An 18,350-nucleotide genomic window follows, 5' to 3' on the forward strand; every position below is an offset into this window, starting at 1 on the left:
AGAAGCTTTTTATTTGGGGGAGTCCTTATGAAGAAAGTTCCAGTTGTTTACATTACGCTCACATTATCGGCCATTTTTTGGGGAGCAAACTTTAACGCCGGAAAGATTGCTGTAGAAGTGATGAGTCCGACACAAGTGGCAGCTTGGCGATTTATTATAGCTGGTGTGGTCATTCTTGCTTTGTACTGGGTAAAGGAGCGACCCACCTGGTCATTGATCAAACCCTATGCTCTGATTTATCTCCTAATGGGGATCGTCGGGATCTTTTTAATGAATATTTTCTTGTTTAAAGGATTAGAGGTTACAAGCCCCATCAACACATCATTAATAACGGCTACCAATCCGATGCTTACGATTTGCCTGTCTGTTTTCTTATTAAAGGAGAAAATTAACTTTCGCCAAATTGGAGGAATCGTGATCTCTTTCTTGGGAGTGTTATTAGTTCTTACGAATGGTTTGCTGACTGAACTGGGATTGATCTCGAAAGGTGACTTATACGTATTGCTTGCCACTACACTCTGGTCTTTGTATGGAATCCTCGGCAAAAAATATGTCGGCAACGGCTCGCCTCTTGCAACAACCGCCATAACAATGGCAGTAGGTGCATTGTTCTTTCTGCCTTACTCTTCTATTACTACGGGGGAAGCGACTTCAGCTAAGGTCATGGAAGCATGGCTAGCCGTGATCTTTATGGCTTTATTCTGTTCTGTACTAGCTTATTTATGGTGGAATCAAGGTATATCACGTATCGGCGCTAATAAAACGTCGTTGTTCTTTAATATCGTTCCCATCTCAACGATGGCCATATCTGCCTTATCGGGCGAAAGAATAGGTACGGCTCAGCTAATTGGCGCCCTTGTCACCATTTGCGGGATTATCTTGTCGACGAGGACTCCGAAATCAAGCCGCCCCGAATGTTTTACGCAAAACAATCATGTATAATGGAGAGGAGAGTCATGCATAGAGGAGACGAAACGGATGCAGCCAACGGATCTATCTAAACAGTGGATATTCAAAAACTTTATAAATCTTGTTAGCCAACAGGAGATGAGGGATAGCAAGTTCGCAGTCCGAATGCGCGAAGAATTGCAAAATTTCGAAAAGGAATTTGGCGAAAAGAGCAATCTGACTCTGTCGGATATTCACCTAATCGCATGTATCGGAGATTTCTCCCCGATCAATGTAACCTCCATTTCCGAAAAAACCGGATTAACGAAAGGCTCCATCACAAGAATTAGTAAAAAGCTATTGAAGCTTGAACTGGTAAAAAGACAGCAGATTAACGATAATAAAAAAGAAGTTTATTATAGATTGACTCCAAAAGGCAAAAAAGTTCATCTTATTCACAATCGAATCCATCATGAAATTGAAGAGCGCTTTATGAAGCTTTTGGATAAATACACAGATGAACAGCTCAATTTTGCGAGAAACCTAATGCAAGACTTGACGGAATGGGATTATTAAGCAATTTGTACGGTGTAGGAACAAAAACGGCAGCTTAAAACAAGATGCCGTTTTTTTGTCTGAGGACAATAAGTAAGCGTCAAGTCCTCCCCATCTTCGTCCCCTTCACTGCCTATAAGATAATCCTCCTCAGAATGAATACCGAGGGGGATTTACAAAAACAACGAATTGAACGAATTAGCACATCTCATCTTGTTGTAGGTATCGATATGGCTAAAGAAACTCATGTGGTGCAAGCTACGAATTTTCGGGAAATCGTGCTCTCGAATCGACATCTCTCATTTAGTAACGTATATGCGTATGAGCAGTAGCCGGAGCATATTGTACTGGCACCAGAGGAGGAAGCGGCTTTCAGGGAGCAGGAAGCGGCTTCGCACCTTGATTGAAGACTCCGCCAGCGGACGTACCCTACAGCAATTTACGCCAATCGTCAAAAAAGAAAAAATTAATTTTGTTTCTTTTTTGCAACACTTTTCGCCGCATCTGCGTTGTATAGTTATAAGCATAGAAACGAGTAAGGGAGCGGTACAAAATGAAAAAAGCAATTCTCAGCGCAGCACTCGCCATCGCTTGTTTATTAACACTTGGTTTGGCCGTAGACAATGGCAAAGGCAATGCATCCACCAGCCCGATTAATCAGACAACCGTCTATATGGATCATATAATCAAACAAAATAATGCCTTCGTTGTTACATATGATGAAATTCAGTGGTACGAAGGAGAGGCGGCTAGCGTCCAGTTCCGCCAGCATGAACAAGATGCTGAAATGACGGATGCCCCAGACGGCTACTACATTGTTAATGACGATCCTCAGCTTCACGACTTGCCGATTGCAGCAGATGCTGAAGTATTCATGCAAATTTACAATCGCACGGGCAACGCAGCAGAAGCGGACATTCAATGGAATGAGCCAATCACTGTAGACAAATTTGTCTCGATTATGAGTTCCGATGATCCTTTTCAATTGAAAAATTTCCCTTATCACGTTACGATTAAAGACGGGGAAATTGTGAAAATTGTTCAGCAATATATCCCGTAAACCAGAGTGTGAATCCAGGGCTTTCGAGCCAAGGAACACATAACCCTAACTCTGGACTTGATGAATAGCTGCAAGCGAAGCTGTTATGCAATTATGCATAGCAGCTTTTTTAAATATAAGCATTTATAAGCTACCCCCTATAATCGGCTTATCCTTCAACCTCGAAACGGAAGCTTTGCCGCCAGAGGATGGAGACAGCCGTTTACGCTTGTTTTTCAGCAAAAAAGTTAATTGCAATCGATTGACACATTAATGAAGGCCATGGTATCATTCCTGATAGTAAATATTACGAATAGATAACGAGCTACAGTGCTCGTTTTTTCTTTGGATGCTAATCGTAATGATTACATATATTTATAGCGAAAGACATGCCCGAAAGGGAGAGGGAGCTTGGTTATGCTGTTATGGAAAGAGAATAAAAGGAATAAACGATTTTTTATGACCATCCTGCTGCTCATTCTGTCCATGGTCATTGCAGGCTGCGGAAAAGCTGCAAATCCATCTTCGGAGACGGGAAATGCTGGTCAAAACACTGCTACTGCGGAAAATAAAGCGGGAAAAAAGCTGACGCTGCTCTACCATTTTAAGAGCGGAAGTTTGGATCCGCATAATGATTATATTGTTTTGAAAGCGGGCGTTGTTGAAACGCTTGTACGCATGGATGATAAGCTGGAGCTTCAGCCGTGGCTAGCATCCAAATGGGAGTCGATAGATGCCTCAACGTGGCGTCTTACAATCCGTGAAGGTGTTACCTTTCATAATGGCGCCAAGCTTGATGCGGCCGCTGTTAAAGCTTCGCTTGAACGCGGCATAGGCGTGAACAAGGCGCTGGACACGACACTTAAGATCGCTTCTATGAAGGCGGAAGGCCAAGAGCTTACCGTTACGACTACGGAGCCTCTGCCAGCTTTTCCATCCGAGCTTGTAAATCCATATAGCGGAATTATCGATGTGGCGGCTGAGCAAGCAATGGGCACCGAAGCGTTTAATAAAGCGCCAGTCGGTACAGGCCCTTTTCAAGTAAAAGGCTTCACGCCGAATATGGAAATAAATCTGGCCCGTTATGACAGCTATTGGGATGGTGCCGCACAGCTTGAAGAAATTACGTTCAAATTTAATGAGGACGGCAATGTACGGGCACTGGCGCTTCAGGCGAAGGAGGCCGATCTGGCTTTTCAGCTTCCAGCCGAAATGGTCGACGTCATTAAGCAGAATCAGGAGTTGAAAATAGAGTCGCTTGCTGGCTTGCGTGCGCATTTCCTGCTTTTCAATCAACAGCAGCCTGCTTTAAAAGACGTACTGGTCAGACAGGCGCTGGACTTGCTCATTGACCGTGAAAGCATGGCGAAGGACGTTATGCTGGGCAATGCTTCTCCTGCCAATGGTCCATTTAACGCGAGTTTGCCTTTCGGCAGCAAGGAGGCGGTCCAGCCGCTCGATACGGAAAAGGCCAAGCTATTGCTCGAACAAGCTGGCTATGCACAAGGCAGCAGCGGCAAGCTGGAGAAGGATGGAAAGCCGCTGACCCTTGAGCTCGTTACTTATAAAGGCCGGCCAGAGCTTCCGCTCATTGCCCAGCTCCTGCAATCCGATGCCGCTAAAATTGGCGTAACGTTAACGATAAAGAACGTTGAAAATGTAGATACGTATTTGCGCGAAAATAACGATTGGGATTTGGCCACCTACAGCAATTTGACAGCACCGCGCGGGGATGGAGGCTTTTTCCTAAACTCGGCGTTTATAGTGGGCGGTTCGCTTAATCCGGCTAATATTAACAGCGACGAACTGAGCGCAATCATTGCACAGCTGAATGCAACGGGTGAGGCAGCGCAGCGCGTAAAGCTTACCCAAGCTGCCGTACAGGTAATTAAAGCGCAGGCTCTGCATTCCTATGCGGTCTATCCAAACGTAATTGTAGGCATGAACAAGAAGGTGACGGGTTGGACGGCAGGACCTGAAGAATATTACTTAGTTACAAACAAGATGGATGTGTCTTAACGTGCTGCAGCTCATAAAAAAACGTTTGATTCAACTGGTATTTGTACTCTTCATTTTATCCTTAGTTATTTTTATTCTGATGAAGCTCGCTCCTGGCGACCCGGTGCTTACATTGCTGCATGCCGATGAAATGTCGATTACACAGTCCGATGAAGCTGCGCTCCGCGAGGAGCTTGGCTTCGACCAGCCCGTGCTTGTGCAATACGGAAAATGGATGCTCGGGCTAATCCAGCTTGATCTTGGCACTTCATATTTAAAAGGCCGTCCGGTGCTGGATGAACTGCTGGATAAGCTGCCGGCAACTATTCAGCTCACAGCTAGTGGCTTGGTCGTTATGGTAGCCATAGCACTACCGCTCGGCCTCATTGCTTCACGCTATCCCAACCGCTGGCCGGATCATGTAAGCCGGGTACTTGCACTTGTTGGTGCGTCGATTCCGAGCTTTTGGATGGGACTGCTGCTCATTTACTTATTTTCCTTAAAGCTAGGTTGGCTGCCGACAAGCGGCAAGGGCAGCTTCGCACATATGATTTTGCCATCCATTACGCTCGGCTTTGCAATGGCTGCTGTCTATGCAAGGCTGCTGCGCTCTGGGCTGTTGGAAAGCCTGTCCCAGGATTATATTAAAGCAGCAAGGGCACGTGGGCTAGCTGAACGGCGCATATTGATGGGACATGCGCTGCGTGCCGCGCTGCTTCCGGTTATTACGGTGTTCGGCGTCAGCTTCGGAAATTTGCTCGCAGGTTCTGTCGTCATTGAAACGCTATTTGCTTGGCCAGGCCTTGGCAGCTTGGCGCTTGAAGCGATTTTTGAACGGGATTATCCGATTATTCAAGGGTATGTGCTGGCGACGGGGCTATTCGTTGTCATCGTCAATCTGCTAGTTGATCTTAGCTACAGCTTGCTTGATCCGCGAATTCGCTTAGGGAAGGGAGCCGCCTCATGAATGGGAAAATAACCGCTGAGCTTTCACTGCCGCTAAGACGGAGCCAAACAGGCCGGCAAATGCTGCATAACCGTACGATGATGCTGGGCATGGGCTTGCTTGGAATTATCGTGCTGCTTGCGCTGTTCGGACCGATTATTGTGCCGAATGATCCTTTAACTGTGCAAATGGGAGAACGGCTGCTCTCCCCAAGCTGGCAATACCCGCTCGGAACGGATCATCTCGGAAGATGCATCTTCACAAGGCTTGTTATAGGTGCGCAGCTCACATTAGGCATCTCAGCCATTGTCATTGTCACGGTAATCGCGCTTGGTGTACCGCTGGGGCTTATTTCGGGCTATATCGGCGGACGCTTCGATTCGATTATTATGCGGCTTGTAGATGGCATGGGGGCGCTGCCGGAATTTATTTTTGCTATCGCGTTTGCCGGCTTTCTCGGGCCAAGCTTGCCTAATTTGATTTTTGCCATTGTGCTGGTGAAATGGATCGGCTACGCCAGGGTTGTGCGCAGCGTCGCCTTATCTGAGCGCGAGAAGGAATATGTGCTGGCGGCAAAGGTTGCGGGCTGCAGCACGTGGACGATTTTGCGCCGCCACTTGCTGCCGCAAATAATCTCTCCTGTTATCGTGTTGGCGGCACTGGATATTGGGAAAATCATTATGATCATCTCGATGCTCTCCTATCTGGGACTTGGCGCACAGCCGCCAACACCGGAATGGGGCGCCATGCTCAATGATGGCCGACCTTATTTTCAATCTGCGCCGCAGCTCATGATTTATCCGGGACTTGCCATTATGGCGATCGTCATTGCCTGCAATCTGCTCGGTGAAGGGCTGCGCGAAGCGTTGGATGTCCGCAGTCGCTAATATTGATTCAACGATAGCTAGGGAAAGGAGGCGTATGACCTGATACCGCAATTAATGGAAAAGGAAATGCCAGTGCTGGAGGTTTCACAGCTGCAAATTTTCACACGGCAGGGGAAGCAGCAGCGCCCGCTCGTTCATGGTGTTAGCTTCGTCATCCCTAGAGGCGAGACACTTGCACTCGTAGGGGAAAGCGGCAGCGGCAAAAGTGTAACCGCAAGCGCTGTACTTGGCTTGATGTCTAGCTCACTTGGCATAAGCAGTGGGGAAATTCGGTTTCGCGGCGACAATGTTCTAGAGTGGGCGGATAAGAAGCGGCGAGGTTTGCGTGGACGCGAAATTGGATTTATTTTTCAAAATTATCAGGAGAGCTTTACGCCATTTATTACGGTTGGCAAGCAGATGAATGAAACGCTGCGTTCTCATGAGAAGCTGACAAGGCGGCAGGCGAAGGTGCATGCGCTGGAATGGTTGGAGCAGGTAGGGCTGCCCGCGGAGCGTGTCTACAGCAGCTATCCGTTCCAACTGAGCGGGGGGCAGCTTCAGCGGGCTGCCATCGCTGCGGCGATGATGCTTCAGCCTTCGCTGCTTATAGCAGATGAGCCGACGACGGCGCTGGATGTGCTTTCTGGCGAAAAGGTGCTGGATGTGCTGGCCAGTCTTCAGAAGCGAACGGGCTGCGCAGTGCTGCTCATTTCACATGATCTGCGGCATGTGGTGAAACGAGCTTCGACGATAGCCGTCATGAAGGATGGGCATATTGTTGAGCTGGATACAGCAGAGCATATTTTGTATCACTGCCATCACGAGTATACGCAGCAGCTATTGAATGCAAGGCCTTATATAACATAAATGATTTAACTATGAGAAATAAGGGGGTGAGAAGTAGATGCAGCCTTTGTTGCGCGTAGAGCGTTTATGTAAAACCTTTATGAAATCGAAGGAGCAGGTTTATGCGCTGAAAGAAATTTCGCTGCAAATTGCCAGGGGAGAATGTCTTGGCGTTGTTGGCGAAAGCGGCAGCGGAAAAAGCACATTAGGCAAAGTGATTTTGGCGCTGGAGCGACCGGATAGCGGTGAAGTATGGCTGGATGATGTACCCCTGCTTCAGCTAAAGGGGGCAGCGCTTAGAGAGCAGCGGCAGCATGTGCAGGTCGTATTTCAGGACCCGAACGCCGCGCTTAACAGCAAAATGCCCATTTGGCGTTCGATCATGGAGCCGCTGGATAATTTTCCAAAGGTAATGCCGCCTTTTCTGACGGGAGATCGCTCAGATAGGCTCGGTTTGGCGGCGCAGCTGTTAGAGCTGGTCGGCCTGCCTATGGATCATTTGGCCCGTTATCCGCATGAGCTCAGCGGCGGGCAGCGGCAGCGGGTTGCCATTGCGCGGGGGATCAGCTTGAACCCGAAGCTGCTCGTCTGTGACGAACCAACCTCAAGCCTCGACGTATCCGTTCAGGCGCAAATTTTGCAGCTGCTCAAAAGCTTGAAGCAAACGCTGGGTATGTCCTATTTGTTTATTTCCCATGACATAGCTTCTGTCCAATATATGAGCGATAGAATGATTGTCATGAAGGATGGAGAAATGATTGACGAGTTTGCGAGCTCCGAGTTGACACACCAAGAGCGGCATCTCTACACCAAGCTGTTGGTGGAGGCGGCGAGCTAGCCGTCTTGTCTGAAACAGCATAGAAAACGGGGTAGAGCTACGGAACAAAAATAGGCTTTTTTGCTGGTTATCAAATTTGTCAGAAAATTATAATTTGAAACATTTTAGAAACTGTGCTATTATCAAAACCATCTTAAAAAGCTAGGAAGAGAAAACATACGAAAGCGATTATGTTCAGAGAGCAGAGGGAGTGCTGAGACCTTTGCCGTAATCCTTGTATGCCGTCGTCTCGGAGCTTTTGATGGAAAGCGGAGCTTGTGTTCACAAGGGCTACCGTGAGTAGACTCAAACGGAATGGCACTCGTTATCGTGCTGCAGGTAAGGCTTTGCCTTATCTCATGAGGCTGAAATCGCAAGATTCCAGTGAATCAGGGTGGCACCACGAAAACTTTCCCCTTTCGTCCCTAAGCATGGCAGAAGTTTGCTATCGCTTGCGGATGAGAGGGGTTTTTCTATTTCCGAAAATAGGAAAAGCGAGGAAGAGAAAACATGCATTAGCGATTATGTTCAGAGAGCAGGGGGAGTGCTGAGACCTTTGCCATAATTCTTGTATGTCGTCATCTCGGAGCTTTTGATGGAAAGCGGAGCCTGTGTGCGCTGGGCCCCGTAAGTAGACTCAAACGGAATGGCACACGTTACTGTGCGGCAGGTAGGGCATGGCCCTATCTCATGAGACTGAAATCGCAGGATTTCAGTGAATCAGGGTGGTACCACGAAATGATTGCCCCTTTCGTCCCTTAAGCATGGCAGAAGTTTGCCGTCGCTTGCGGATGAGAGGGGCTATTTATATTTTAAGGAGGCAGTCACATGGTTAAATCAACTATACTTACGAGCGAATTACAGCAGCAGGATCAGAGATGGGTAACCGGATCGGAAATGCTATTAAGCGGCTTGCTGATGGAAGGGGTAGATTGTGTATTTGGCTACCCGGGCGGAAATGTCCTGTATATTTATGATGCAATGGTTCATAATCGGGCTTTCAAGCATATTTTGACCCGGCACGAGCAAGGGGCTATTCATGCGGCTGACGGCTATGCGAGGTCAACTGGGAAAGTGGGCGTTTGCATCGCAACCTCTGGTCCAGGCGCGACGAATCTAGTGACCGGCATTGCGACTGCTTATTATGATTCTGTGCCATTAGTTATTATTACGGGCAATGTCTCAACAGCGGTTATGGGTACGGACGCCTTTCAGGAAGCCGATATCGTTAGCATGACGATGTCAATAACGAAGCATAGTTATCTGGTTCGTGACGCACAGGAGCTTCCGCGCATTATCCATGAAGCGTTTCATATCGCAAGCACGGGGCGGAAAGGTCCGGTTTTAATCGACATCCCAAAAGATGTATCAAATCAGAAAATGCCGGCTAAGCCTGCTAGCCCTATTCATATACGCGGTTATCACGGCAATCCGATTCCGAATCATGCGGAGATAGATCGATTAATCGAGGCGATTGCCCAAGCTCAAAAACCCGTTATTATAGCGGGTGGTGGCGTCGTTTATTCAAATGCTTCCGATGAGCTTATCGCATTTGCGAACAAAACCAATATTCCAGTTGCCACGACCTTGCTTGGTTTGGGGGGGTTCCCAAGTGCACATGATTTATGGCTGGGTATGCCAGGCCATCATGGCGCGTATGCGGCGAATATGGCTATCCAAAACGCTGACCTCATCCTTTCAATAGGTTCACGATTTGATGACCGGGTGACGATGAAGCTCGATGGCTTCGCTCCGCAAGCAAAATGGATTGCCCATATCGATATCGATCCAGCTGAAATTGGCAAAAATATTAAAACGGATATTGCATGCATCGGAGATATAAAGGCTGTGCTGCAATATGCCAATTCGCTCGCGGTAAGCTCGCAATCGAGCAGTTGGATTGCTGAAGTGCAGCAAAATAAAAGGCTGTATCCATTGAGGTACAAGGATTCCGATACGGAGCTTAAACCACAATTTGTTATTGAAATGATTCATGAGACGACCCAAGGAAATGCGATTATTACGACGGACGTGGGGCAGCATCAAATGTGGTCCGCGCAATTTTATAAATTCAAGCATCCCCGCTCGCTCATTACCTCCGGAGGCCTAGGTACAATGGGCTTTGGCTTCCCCGCTGCTATCGGTGCTCAAATCGGAAACCCAGACCGACTGGTTGTCTCCATAAACGGTGACGGGGGCATGCAAATGTGTGCGCAAGAGATGGCGATATGTGCGATCAACCAGATTCCCGTTAAAATCGTCGTTATTAACAATCAAGTGCTTGGCATGGTTAAGCAGCAGCAGGAGCTCATGTACGAAAGGCGCTATAGCCAGATCGATCTTGCCGGCAGCCCTGATTTCGTTAAGCTTGCTGCAGCGTATGGCATTAAGGGGCTAAGAGCAAGCACTAAAGAAGCGGCCATTCGCGTCTGGGAGGAGGCACTGCACACACCAGGACCTGTGCTTGTTGAGTTTGTCGTGCCGACCGAAGAGAATGTATATCCGATGGTTTTAGCCGGAACGACATTGGATCAGATGATTATGGGAGATTTTGAATAATAAAGCGGCTGAGCAGCCATTTATTTTATGTGGTTAAATAAATACTGTCGTTTTGTGCAGATAGGCTTTGTCAGTGTCAGCTTTCATCGTTTACAATGAGGAGGAATGAAGCGGGTGCCGAGCCTGAGCATGGCTGCTTCGACACAATGAGTAAGGGGAGACTTGCGATGAGCGACAGAAAAAGAATTTTACTCGATGTAGACACTGGGGTCGATGATGCCATCGCGATCTTATACGCGCTGCTTTCTCCTGAAATTAAGGTGGAGGGCATTACGACAGGGTACGGAAATACGACGGTGGAGCAAGCTACAGATAATACGCTAAGAGTCGTGCAGCTTGCCAATTGCGGCTACGAGGTGCCAGTTGCAGCAGGGGCGGTAGCGCCTACCGTAAGGCCTTCGCGTGGTACGGATGCGCATATTCATGGGCATAATGGTATTGGGGATGCTGTACTGCCGCCTTCCTCCCAACAGCCGCTGAAGGAAAATGCGGTCGATTTCATCATTCGCAAAGCTGCGGAAAATCCAGGAGAGCTCACTCTGGTGACGACGGGCAGGATGACGAATTTGGCGCTTGCGCTGGAAAAAGCGCCCGAGCTTGCGGGGCAGCTGAAACAGGTGGTGACGATGGGCGGGACGCTGTTTGCACCCGGCAATGTCACGCCAGTTGCAGAAGCTAACATCTATGCCGATCCTGAAGCGGCAGCGGCTGTTTTTGCATCGAATGTTCCACTCACGATTGTCGGGCTGGATGTAACTGTTCCCACAAGGCTTACTGGAGCTGATCTGGAGAAGCTTGTCCGCTACGCGCCGGAACATAAGCAAGCTATCATCCGCTTTTTGAATGAATCGCTGGGCGTTTATTTTGAGTTTTACCGGAAGGTGAACTATTTCATTGAGGAATGTCCAATGCATGATGCGCTTGCTGTTCTTGTAGCGCTTAATCCGTCGCTCGTTACGACACAAAAATTTAATGCCGTCGTTGATTGCAGCAGCGGGCTGACAGCGGGTATGATTGTAACAGACAGAAGACCACGTCCATCTGTGGGCAGAAGTGTGGAATTTTGCGTTGAGGTGGATTCGGCCAGAGCGATTCGCCAAATGATGTCGGTATTCTGGAGCGAATAAAGCAAGAGAATGAAAGATAAGTTAAGTTAAGTTAAGTTAAGTGTACGTAATTAAGGGAGGATTTTGGCAGATGGAGCAGCGTTTTTCGCGGGAATCTAGATGTTATAAAACAGCAAGGGTGTTTCCAACCGATGTGAACAATCATAATACGCTGTTTGGCGGAAAACTGATGGCCTATATCGATGATATTGCCTCCATTGCGGCAACGAAGCATTGCCGCCGTTCCGTCGTTACCGCTTCGACGGATTCGGTCGATTTTCTATACCCCATCCGCCCAACGGATTCCGTATGTCTAGAAGCGTTCGTTACTTGGACGGGCCGTTCTTCCATCGAAGTGTTCGTTAAAGTGGTGAAAGAGGATTTGCTGCGCGGAGAGCGAGAAGTGGCGGCGACGTCCTTTCTGACGTTCGTTGCCCTTGATTCGGACAGGCGTCCGGTAGCTGTGCCAGCGGTCGTTCCCGAAACGGAAGAGGAGCTTAAGCTGTTTGAGACAGCAGAGCAGCGGGCGGAAATGCGCCGTACCCGCCGCGAGCAGAGTAAACGCTTTGCTGAATTTTTGACGGTTAAGCATCCTTGGGACTGAGTGTGAATGATAGCTGTCAGAGTGTAATAGATCGTGCTTGCGGTGGTTCGTATTGCTGCTGCGATTAAGGTCGTAAGGACAGGACGTACTGAATGCATGTGTATACAAACAAGGCGAGGCCTGTACATATGCCTAAAACGATATAAACTGCTTTTTTGCCGCTCACATGGACACCAACTTTCATCAATTCTTTCTATATTATAAAGCAGATGAGAGTGAATGTCATGGCGACGCAATGGCAGAACCGTTAAATAGAATCAGAATAGCAGCAACGCCCCTTCGAGCCGATAAGCCGAAAGGGGCGTTGCTGTCTATTGCCGTTTACGCTTGACGTATAGGGTAAGAATATGAATGTTCTCATCCTTTCTCTATACGTTTCGCCAAAACGATGGCGTCTCATAGAAAGGACGCCGCCAGGCGTTTTTCTTATAAGGTCGTAATGACGCGATCCACGATGCCGTATTGAACAGCCTCCTCTGCGGAGAGGAAATAATCGCGGTCCATGTCCAGCTGGATTTTCTCCAGCGGCTGGCCGGTTCGCGTGGCGGCGATCTGGTTGAGATGCTCCCTAATGCGAATAATCCGATTGGCAGAAATCGCAATATCGCTTGCTTGGCCTTGGACACCGCCATGCGGCTGGTGGATCATTACCTCGCTGTTGGGCAGGGCAAAGCGCTTGCCTTCAGCACCCGCAAGCAGTAAAATAGCGGCGAAGGATGCTGCAAGCCCTACACATATCGTACTGACATCCGGCTTAATATATTGGATCGTGTCATAGATGGCGAAGCCCGCTGAAGTAGAGCCGCCCGGACTATTAATATAGATGCTGATGTCTTTCGACGGGTCTTCCTCCGCGAGAAACAGCAGCTGGGCAACGATGCTGTTCGCGAGTTGGTCGTCAATGGCTGAGCCGAGAAAGATGATGCGATCTTTCAGCAGTCGTGAATAAATATCATAGGATCTTTCGCCGCGCGCGCTTTGCTCCACTACGTAAGGCACATAATTGGTCATAGGTTTACCTCCATTTATTCCGTTTGATGTTTGCTTTCACTTAGTAAACGATTATCGGGGGCCAAAAGGATATGCAGCGCTGCAAGCTTTTTTTTGCTCATCCGCGTATCTTATTAGGGGCTTCATTCGTTTATAAAATAAACGGTTCTGCCGCGTCTTCGCCCGGAATCTGGTAAAGAGGAGCGTGTCCCATGCATTTGAAAAATAAAGCCGCCTTACCGAACGAATATACCGGTCAGCAGCTGGTATCGCTGCGCAAGTACAGCATCTCGCTGACAGGCTCAAGCTGGGATGCCGATGATTTGGCGCAGGAATCGTGGCTGAAAGCGAGCCCCGTTGTAGATGCCGCCAGCCATCAGAATCCCGAAGCGCTGCTGCGGCGCATTGCCAAAAATAGCTGGATTGACCAAAGCCGCAGAAAAGCGGTCTGGCAAAAAATAAGCGGAGAAATGCTGCATTTGCATCAGCAGGGAAACGCAATAAATAATCAAGATGCTAGCGAGCTTGAGATTGTTTTTCATGTGCTGGTGAAGCATATGACAGCTGCGCAAAGGGCTGTTTTTATGCTGCGGGACGTATACGGATGCTCAAGCATCGAAGCTGCGGAAATATTGGGGATGACGGATGGGGCGGTAAAAGCGGCGCTTCACCGTGCCAGGCAAGCGCTTATAGCTGTGCGCCAGCAGCTGCTTCAGGATGGGCTGCCCCAGCCGCAGGAGGAGCATATGAAAACCTATGTACGGGCGCTGGCCTCCGCCTATTTGTTAGGCAATATGAAGACAGTTGCCGCTTTAATGCAGCTTAGCGAAAATGATCCAGAGCTGGCCATCCATATGGCCCAGCATGAGCTGGGGCGCCTTTCATCACGGCGCCAGACGGTTCCAGCAGAAGCGAGGAATATGGAGCTGGAATATGCTTTTATACACAATGCAGCCTAATCGTTTATGGGATAGCAGAGGAGGAAAATCAACTATGTTCATACGTTCATATGAGCAGCAGGATGTGGAGGCAGTTATCGAGCTCATGGCCGATCTGGGCTACCCAACGAATAAAGAAGCGCTCAGCGCCCGTATGGAAAAAATAGCTTCCATTCCGTCTTATTATACGTTTGTTGCGGTGCGAGATGGGCAAGCGGTCGGGATGATTGGCTGCCGTGACATTTTCTATTATGAGGAGGATGGCATGGTCGTCCAAATCAGCCTGCTTGTAACAAAGCAATCGGAGCAAGGGAGCGGAATCGGCACTGCGCTCGTTGCATATACAGAGCAATGGGCGAGGGAAAGGGGCGCAAGTGCGCTCTATTTAACGAGCGGAATTAAAGAATCGCGCAAGAAGGCTCATGCTTTTTATGAAGCCCGTGGCTTTGATATTACGGGCTATCGGTTTGTGAAAAAGCTAACTATGCATGAATTAGGTAATTAATTACTGATAATTAGCGAGTGCAGTCCAGTGTCTAACAAGCGATCCAAGTCATGCCACTTTCATTGACAGTAATAGTTGTCTGAAATATAATTGTTTAAGACAACTATATTGCTTTTGCATCAATGAGGGGGAACGGCATGCTGTCTCAAGAACAACGCCCGCGCTTATGGACTACTAATTTTATTACGCTTACCGTGTGCTCTTTTTTAGTTTTCTTTAATTTGCAGCTTCTTCTATCTCCGCTTACGGCTTATACGAAAAGCACTTTTATGGCAAGCGACGTATCGGTCAGCCTCGTGACGAGCGTGTTTGCTGTTTCTGCGATTTTGACGCGCTTTATGACGGCATTTGTGATGAAAAGAATGCCGCGATCGGCCATTTTGTACACAGGCATTGTGCTTGCGGCCCTATTTACCGCCCTATATATCGCGGCAGATTCCGTAGGCTCCTTGCTTATCATGCGTGTATTTTATGGCATTGGCTTTGGCATAGCCAGTACGATTATACCAACGCTCGTATCGCAAATTATTCCCGCTGGAAGAATCGGCGAAGGAATTGGCTATTTTGGCTTATCCACCAGCATTGCGATGTCCATTGGACCAATGATTGGGCTGAATATTTGGAAGCAATTCGGATTTGAGGCGTTAAGCATAACGGGGACGGCAGCTATACTGCTGATTATCCCGATTCTTTTGGTTTTTCGTCCGCTTCCGCCAGAGCCTCCGCGCCTTAATCAGGAAGAGCGGAAACGGGCTGCCGCGAGCAAGCCGCCTTTTAATTTCCAGCTCGTGTTTCCAGCGCTATTAAATATACTGCTGTCGATTACATACAGCGGAATATTAAGCTTTATCGCCTTGTACGGAGAAAAGCTTGCGATCAATCAAATCGGTTTGTTTTTCTTGTTTAATGCGGTGACGATTATTATTGTTCGTCCGATTTCTGGCAAACTGTTTGACAGCAAAGGGCATGCCGCGGTACTTATTCCTGGTGCATTATGTGTCATTGCAAGCTTGACGGTGCTATCGTTTACAACTTCCATTTCGCTGCTGATCGTATCGGCCCTGCTGTATGGTCTAGGATTCGGTGCTGTCCAGCCAACGATTCAAGCTTGGATGCTGCGCAGCTCAAGTCCGGAGCAGCATGGAGCTGTGAACAGCATGTTCTACAATGCAACCGATCTTGGCGTAGCTACAGGTGCTATTTTGTTAGGCGCTATTGCCTCAGCAACGAGCTATGAAACGATGTATCGCTGCGCTGCTGGCGTCATGATTATCTTTTTGCTCGTATACATGATCATTAGCATGACGGCGGCTGCAAAAAATAAAAAGCGGGGCTGGAGCAAGCCGGAAGCGGTCTCCCAAAACATTTCAATGAAAAACAATTGACACGACCTTACTTGTCATGTAACATGTAAAATGAATTACGATCTAACATCAGATGACAGCAGGGCATCAAACCATATATTTTTTCGTATAACCTCGTAAGCCGTATTCAGCTGCAGCTGGATATAAGAACAGGTCGGGGGTATCTACAGGAAGCCTTTACTTCCTAACTACGATAACAAGGATCAAGCTGTATTGGTCGTTGCTATGTGGTTAGGATTTTTTGTGTTGTCTGGGCACGTTTAGAGAGACAATCAAGGAGGTTTAAAGGCACAAATGAAGTATTTATTATCGGTTTTATTCGGTGCGATTAGTTACGGTGTGTTATCTACAATCGTAGTCCTGGCATATGGTCAAGGCTACCAATTAGGAGAAGTAGTTGGAACGCAGCTGCTGACGGGATTTATTTTGGCCTGGATGCTGGCTTTTTATACAAAATGGCGAGAGCAGCGCAAAGCCCGTACAGCCCCAAACACAGTTTCTTCAATTACTCGAGCGGCAGAGGCTGCCAAAACGCTTGCCTCTAAGCTGACGTGGAAAAGCAGAGTGTTGCTGATGCTTTCGGGTATGCCCACAGCTATAACAGGCTTGTTGTATTATCATTCGCTTCATTATATTCCAGCCTCGCTGGCGATTATATTATTATTTCAATTCACATGGATCAGCGTATTGATTCAAGCTTTCAGCAAGCGCCAACGTCCTAAAGGCGTTATGCTGCTGGCATTGATTGTATTATTCGGAGGCACGCTGCTCGCTGCCGGCATTATGGAGGATGGCGCAGCCCAGTTCAACTGGATCGGCATTATTTTCGGCTTATTGTCCGCCGTGAGCTATTCCTTGTTTATTTTGTTTAGCGGCAAAGCGGTGCCAGCCGTGCACCCGGCTTACCGCAGTGCGTGGATGATTACTGGCGGATTGCTGCTCGTGTTTATTTTATTCCCGCCAATGTTCCTGTTTAATGGTTTGATATGGGGACAGCTGCTCGTATTCGGTTTCCTGCTAGGGCTGTTCGGGGCGTTTATCCCGCCTGTCCTGTTCGCAATCGGAGTGCCGCATATTGGTGAAGGCATGGCTGGCGTATTAGGCGCAGCCGAGCTTCCTGTAGCTGTCACGATGTCGGCAATTATATTGAATGAGCATGTGAGCATGCTGCAATGGCTGGGCGTCGCCGTCGTGCTGGCGGGCATTTTGCTGCCGGAGCTGAAACGCTTTAAAGGGCGTTCACAGCGCACAATGGCTGCTTAACTAGCGCTTGCTTTCTTGTTAAAAAGATGCAGCTTTTCACAGGGCATAACTTCTTTATCATCAACCTTTGAAACATTTAGTTGAATTTTCCGTCTGTAGTATAAAGGCGGTGTAAGCTTTGAAAAGATGGCTCATTTTGTCGCTGCTGCTATTGTGGCTGCTCCCATCACAGGTGTCCGCGCTATCTTGCGCACAAATGAGAACACCAGCTGAGGCTTATGAGTGGTATGACGGCATTGTGATTGCGAAAGTAAATGAACAGTATAAGTCTATATTCTCCGATGACAACCAAATTGTTCTAACCGTAAGCAAGAGTTATAAGGGAATTGAAGCGCGCACCATTTCGGCGTCGGAAAACCCGACCTGGGGAGCTTTAAATGGTCCGAGTGAAGAGGGCGTGGAGTATCTCTTTTTTCTAAAAGAGAAGGACGGGAAGTGGGAGCATCCGCTATGCGCGCCTTCCGTGACAACGCCAGTCAGCAAGGAAATGGCGGCTTTTCTGAAGGACAAGGAATTAGATCTTAAAGCTCAAGAATCGGCAGCTAAACAGCTGACTTCGCCTATATCCGAGAGGAATGTGGAGAGTAGTCAGAATCTAGAAAGCAGCTCATCAAGCAGGATTGGGATGGGTATCGCATTATTGGTGCTGGTTATTTTGGTAGGAGTGATCGTTTATCGTCGCTACGGCAGGCGGAACAAGTAATTGATCGCAATGCGATACTGCCATAATGAAGGAGAGAGCCTGAGCAATCAGGCTTTTTCTGTTTTTTAGAATTTTCTACTACTGCATTGTGCAGTAAAGTTTTTGGCTAGCAAGTGTAGTCGACATTTGCTAGCCAAAACGCTGCATTTTTCACTTGCGAAAATCATGCGGCTGCGCTCCTAAGGCCAAGGAGGAACGCTATTAAGTCCCTTTACTTGATCAGAATTCCCGATACATCAGTATTTATCTATAAATGAACACTTTGACTTTAATTGAAAAATAAGTAACGAAAAGCCTGGGATGAAGATCCCCGGCTTTTCGTTGTAGTCTTTTTAGTACATGCAGTTTGGTGAGGGCAGG

17 protein-coding genes and 1 pseudogene are annotated in these 18,350 nt (G+C 48.0%); 17 read left to right on the forward strand and 1 reads right to left on the reverse strand.

The features are described from left to right. Positions 1 to 27 precede the first annotated feature (27 nt). The 12 genes and pseudogenes from AC6B99_RS14410 (at position 28) to AC6B99_RS14465 (ending at position 12,227) form a co-directional block, all read left to right on the forward strand. A complete protein-coding gene (locus AC6B99_RS14410) occupies positions 28 to 942 on the forward strand; it encodes a DMT family transporter (protein WP_056037869.1) in 915 nt (304 codons plus the stop codon). Between the two features lie 36 nt (positions 943 to 978). Beyond that, positions 979 to 1,464, forward strand: coding sequence for a MarR family transcriptional regulator (locus AC6B99_RS14415; protein WP_056037865.1), 486 nt, complete (start codon positions 979 to 981; stop codon positions 1,462 to 1,464). A 134-nt stretch (positions 1,465 to 1,598) separates the two neighbouring features. Then, positions 1,599 to 1,754 (forward strand): annotated as a pseudogene (locus tag AC6B99_RS14420) (IS110 family RNA-guided transposase); the annotation flags it as partial. A gap of 242 nt (positions 1,755 to 1,996) precedes the next feature. Beyond that, the gene (locus AC6B99_RS14425) at positions 1,997 to 2,503 is read left to right on the forward strand and encodes a hypothetical protein (protein WP_496663578.1); all 507 of its coding nucleotides are present in this window, start codon (positions 1,997 to 1,999) and stop codon (positions 2,501 to 2,503) included. 396 nt (positions 2,504 to 2,899) lie between these two features. Continuing rightward, positions 2,900 to 4,501, forward strand: coding sequence for a nickel ABC transporter substrate-binding protein (nikA, locus tag AC6B99_RS14430; protein ID WP_496663579.1), 1,602 nt, complete (start codon positions 2,900 to 2,902; stop codon positions 4,499 to 4,501). 4 nt (positions 4,502 to 4,505) lie between these two features. Next, positions 4,506 to 5,447, forward strand: coding sequence for a nickel ABC transporter permease (gene nikB / locus AC6B99_RS14435; RefSeq protein ID WP_496663591.1), 942 nt, complete (start codon positions 4,506 to 4,508; stop codon positions 5,445 to 5,447). Next, positions 5,444 to 6,313: a nickel transporter permease gene (nikC, locus tag AC6B99_RS14440; protein WP_056037855.1), complete on the forward strand. Its 870-nt coding sequence runs from the start codon at positions 5,444 to 5,446 to the stop codon at positions 6,311 to 6,313. The genes nikB and nikC overlap by 4 nt, the downstream gene beginning before the upstream one ends. Positions 6,314 to 6,379: 66 nt before the next feature. Beyond that, complete coding sequence (locus AC6B99_RS14445; RefSeq protein ID WP_056039024.1) at positions 6,380 to 7,162, forward strand: ATP-binding cassette domain-containing protein; 783 nt, start codon at positions 6,380 to 6,382, stop codon at positions 7,160 to 7,162. Between the two features lie 37 nt (positions 7,163 to 7,199). Then, on the forward strand, positions 7,200 to 7,979 hold the full coding sequence (locus AC6B99_RS14450) for an ATP-binding cassette domain-containing protein (RefSeq protein WP_494863891.1): 780 nt from the start codon (positions 7,200 to 7,202) through the stop codon (positions 7,977 to 7,979). An 807-nt stretch (positions 7,980 to 8,786) separates the two neighbouring features. Next, a complete protein-coding gene (ilvB, locus tag AC6B99_RS14455; RefSeq protein WP_496663580.1) occupies positions 8,787 to 10,517 on the forward strand; it encodes a biosynthetic-type acetolactate synthase large subunit in 1,731 nt (576 codons plus the stop codon). A 167-nt stretch (positions 10,518 to 10,684) separates the two neighbouring features. Further along, positions 10,685 to 11,644, forward strand: a complete 960-nt coding sequence (locus AC6B99_RS14460; RefSeq protein WP_494863890.1) for a nucleoside hydrolase — start codon at positions 10,685 to 10,687, stop codon at positions 11,642 to 11,644. Between the two features lie 70 nt (positions 11,645 to 11,714). Beyond that, positions 11,715 to 12,227, forward strand: coding sequence for an acyl-CoA thioesterase (locus AC6B99_RS14465; RefSeq protein ID WP_046233197.1), 513 nt, complete (start codon positions 11,715 to 11,717; stop codon positions 12,225 to 12,227). Positions 12,228 to 12,653: 426 nt separating this feature from the next. On the opposite strand, the gene clpP is transcribed toward AC6B99_RS14465, so the two are convergent. Then, a complete protein-coding gene (gene clpP, locus AC6B99_RS14470; RefSeq protein WP_056037843.1) occupies positions 12,654 to 13,238 on the reverse strand; it encodes an ATP-dependent Clp endopeptidase proteolytic subunit ClpP in 585 nt (194 codons plus the stop codon). Positions 13,239 to 13,429: 191 nt separating this feature from the next. On the opposite strand from clpP, the gene AC6B99_RS14475 reads away from it, so the two are divergent. The 5 genes from AC6B99_RS14475 (at position 13,430) to AC6B99_RS14495 (ending at position 17,990) form a co-directional block, all read left to right on the forward strand. Next, on the forward strand, positions 13,430 to 14,176 hold the full coding sequence (locus AC6B99_RS14475; protein WP_056037841.1) for an RNA polymerase sigma factor: 747 nt from the start codon (positions 13,430 to 13,432) through the stop codon (positions 14,174 to 14,176). A 34-nt stretch (positions 14,177 to 14,210) separates the two neighbouring features. Further along, complete coding sequence (locus tag AC6B99_RS14480; protein ID WP_063892601.1) at positions 14,211 to 14,660, forward strand: GNAT family N-acetyltransferase; 450 nt, start codon at positions 14,211 to 14,213, stop codon at positions 14,658 to 14,660. A 137-nt stretch (positions 14,661 to 14,797) separates the two neighbouring features. After that, on the forward strand, positions 14,798 to 16,045 hold the full coding sequence (locus AC6B99_RS14485; protein ID WP_496663581.1) for an MFS transporter: 1,248 nt from the start codon (positions 14,798 to 14,800) through the stop codon (positions 16,043 to 16,045). 273 nt (positions 16,046 to 16,318) lie between these two features. After that, complete coding sequence (locus AC6B99_RS14490) at positions 16,319 to 17,287, forward strand: EamA family transporter (protein ID WP_496663582.1); 969 nt, start codon at positions 16,319 to 16,321, stop codon at positions 17,285 to 17,287. A 118-nt stretch (positions 17,288 to 17,405) separates the two neighbouring features. Next, a complete protein-coding gene (locus AC6B99_RS14495) occupies positions 17,406 to 17,990 on the forward strand; it encodes a hypothetical protein (RefSeq protein ID WP_496663583.1) in 585 nt (194 codons plus the stop codon). Positions 17,991 to 18,350: the final 360 nt, after the last annotated feature.

Source organism: Paenibacillus liaoningensis, from assembly GCF_059609455.1.

What these genes read in the sequence shown, in the direction of transcription:
- AC6B99_RS14490 (WP_496663582.1), top strand. Translation starts at nt 16,319, where the DNA reads ATGAAGTATTTATTATCGGTTTTATTCGGTGCGATTAGTTACGGTGTG.
- AC6B99_RS14460 (WP_494863890.1), top strand. Translation starts at nt 10,685, where the DNA reads ATGAGCGACAGAAAAAGAATTTTACTCGATGTAGACACTGGGGTCGAT.
- AC6B99_RS14445 (WP_056039024.1), top strand. Translation starts at nt 6,380, where the DNA reads ATGCCAGTGCTGGAGGTTTCACAGCTGCAAATTTTCACACGGCAGGGG.
- AC6B99_RS14485 (WP_496663581.1), top strand. Translation starts at nt 14,798, where the DNA reads ATGCTGTCTCAAGAACAACGCCCGCGCTTATGGACTACTAATTTTATT.
- nikC (WP_056037855.1), top strand. Translation starts at nt 5,444, where the DNA reads ATGAATGGGAAAATAACCGCTGAGCTTTCACTGCCGCTAAGACGGAGC.
- nikA (WP_496663579.1), top strand. Translation starts at nt 2,900, where the DNA reads ATGCTGTTATGGAAAGAGAATAAAAGGAATAAACGATTTTTTATGACC.
- ilvB (WP_496663580.1), top strand. Translation starts at nt 8,787, where the DNA reads ATGGTTAAATCAACTATACTTACGAGCGAATTACAGCAGCAGGATCAG.
- AC6B99_RS14465 (WP_046233197.1), top strand. Translation starts at nt 11,715, where the DNA reads ATGGAGCAGCGTTTTTCGCGGGAATCTAGATGTTATAAAACAGCAAGG.
- AC6B99_RS14475 (WP_056037841.1), top strand. Translation starts at nt 13,430, where the DNA reads ATGCATTTGAAAAATAAAGCCGCCTTACCGAACGAATATACCGGTCAG.
- clpP (WP_056037843.1), bottom strand. Translation starts at nt 13,238, where the DNA reads ATGACCAATTATGTGCCTTACGTAGTGGAGCAAAGCGCGCGCGGCGAA.
- AC6B99_RS14415 (WP_056037865.1), top strand. Translation starts at nt 979, where the DNA reads ATGCAGCCAACGGATCTATCTAAACAGTGGATATTCAAAAACTTTATA.
- AC6B99_RS14450 (WP_494863891.1), top strand. Translation starts at nt 7,200, where the DNA reads ATGCAGCCTTTGTTGCGCGTAGAGCGTTTATGTAAAACCTTTATGAAA.
- AC6B99_RS14425 (WP_496663578.1), top strand. Translation starts at nt 1,997, where the DNA reads ATGAAAAAAGCAATTCTCAGCGCAGCACTCGCCATCGCTTGTTTATTA.
- AC6B99_RS14480 (WP_063892601.1), top strand. Translation starts at nt 14,211, where the DNA reads ATGTTCATACGTTCATATGAGCAGCAGGATGTGGAGGCAGTTATCGAG.
- AC6B99_RS14410 (WP_056037869.1), top strand. Translation starts at nt 28, where the DNA reads ATGAAGAAAGTTCCAGTTGTTTACATTACGCTCACATTATCGGCCATT.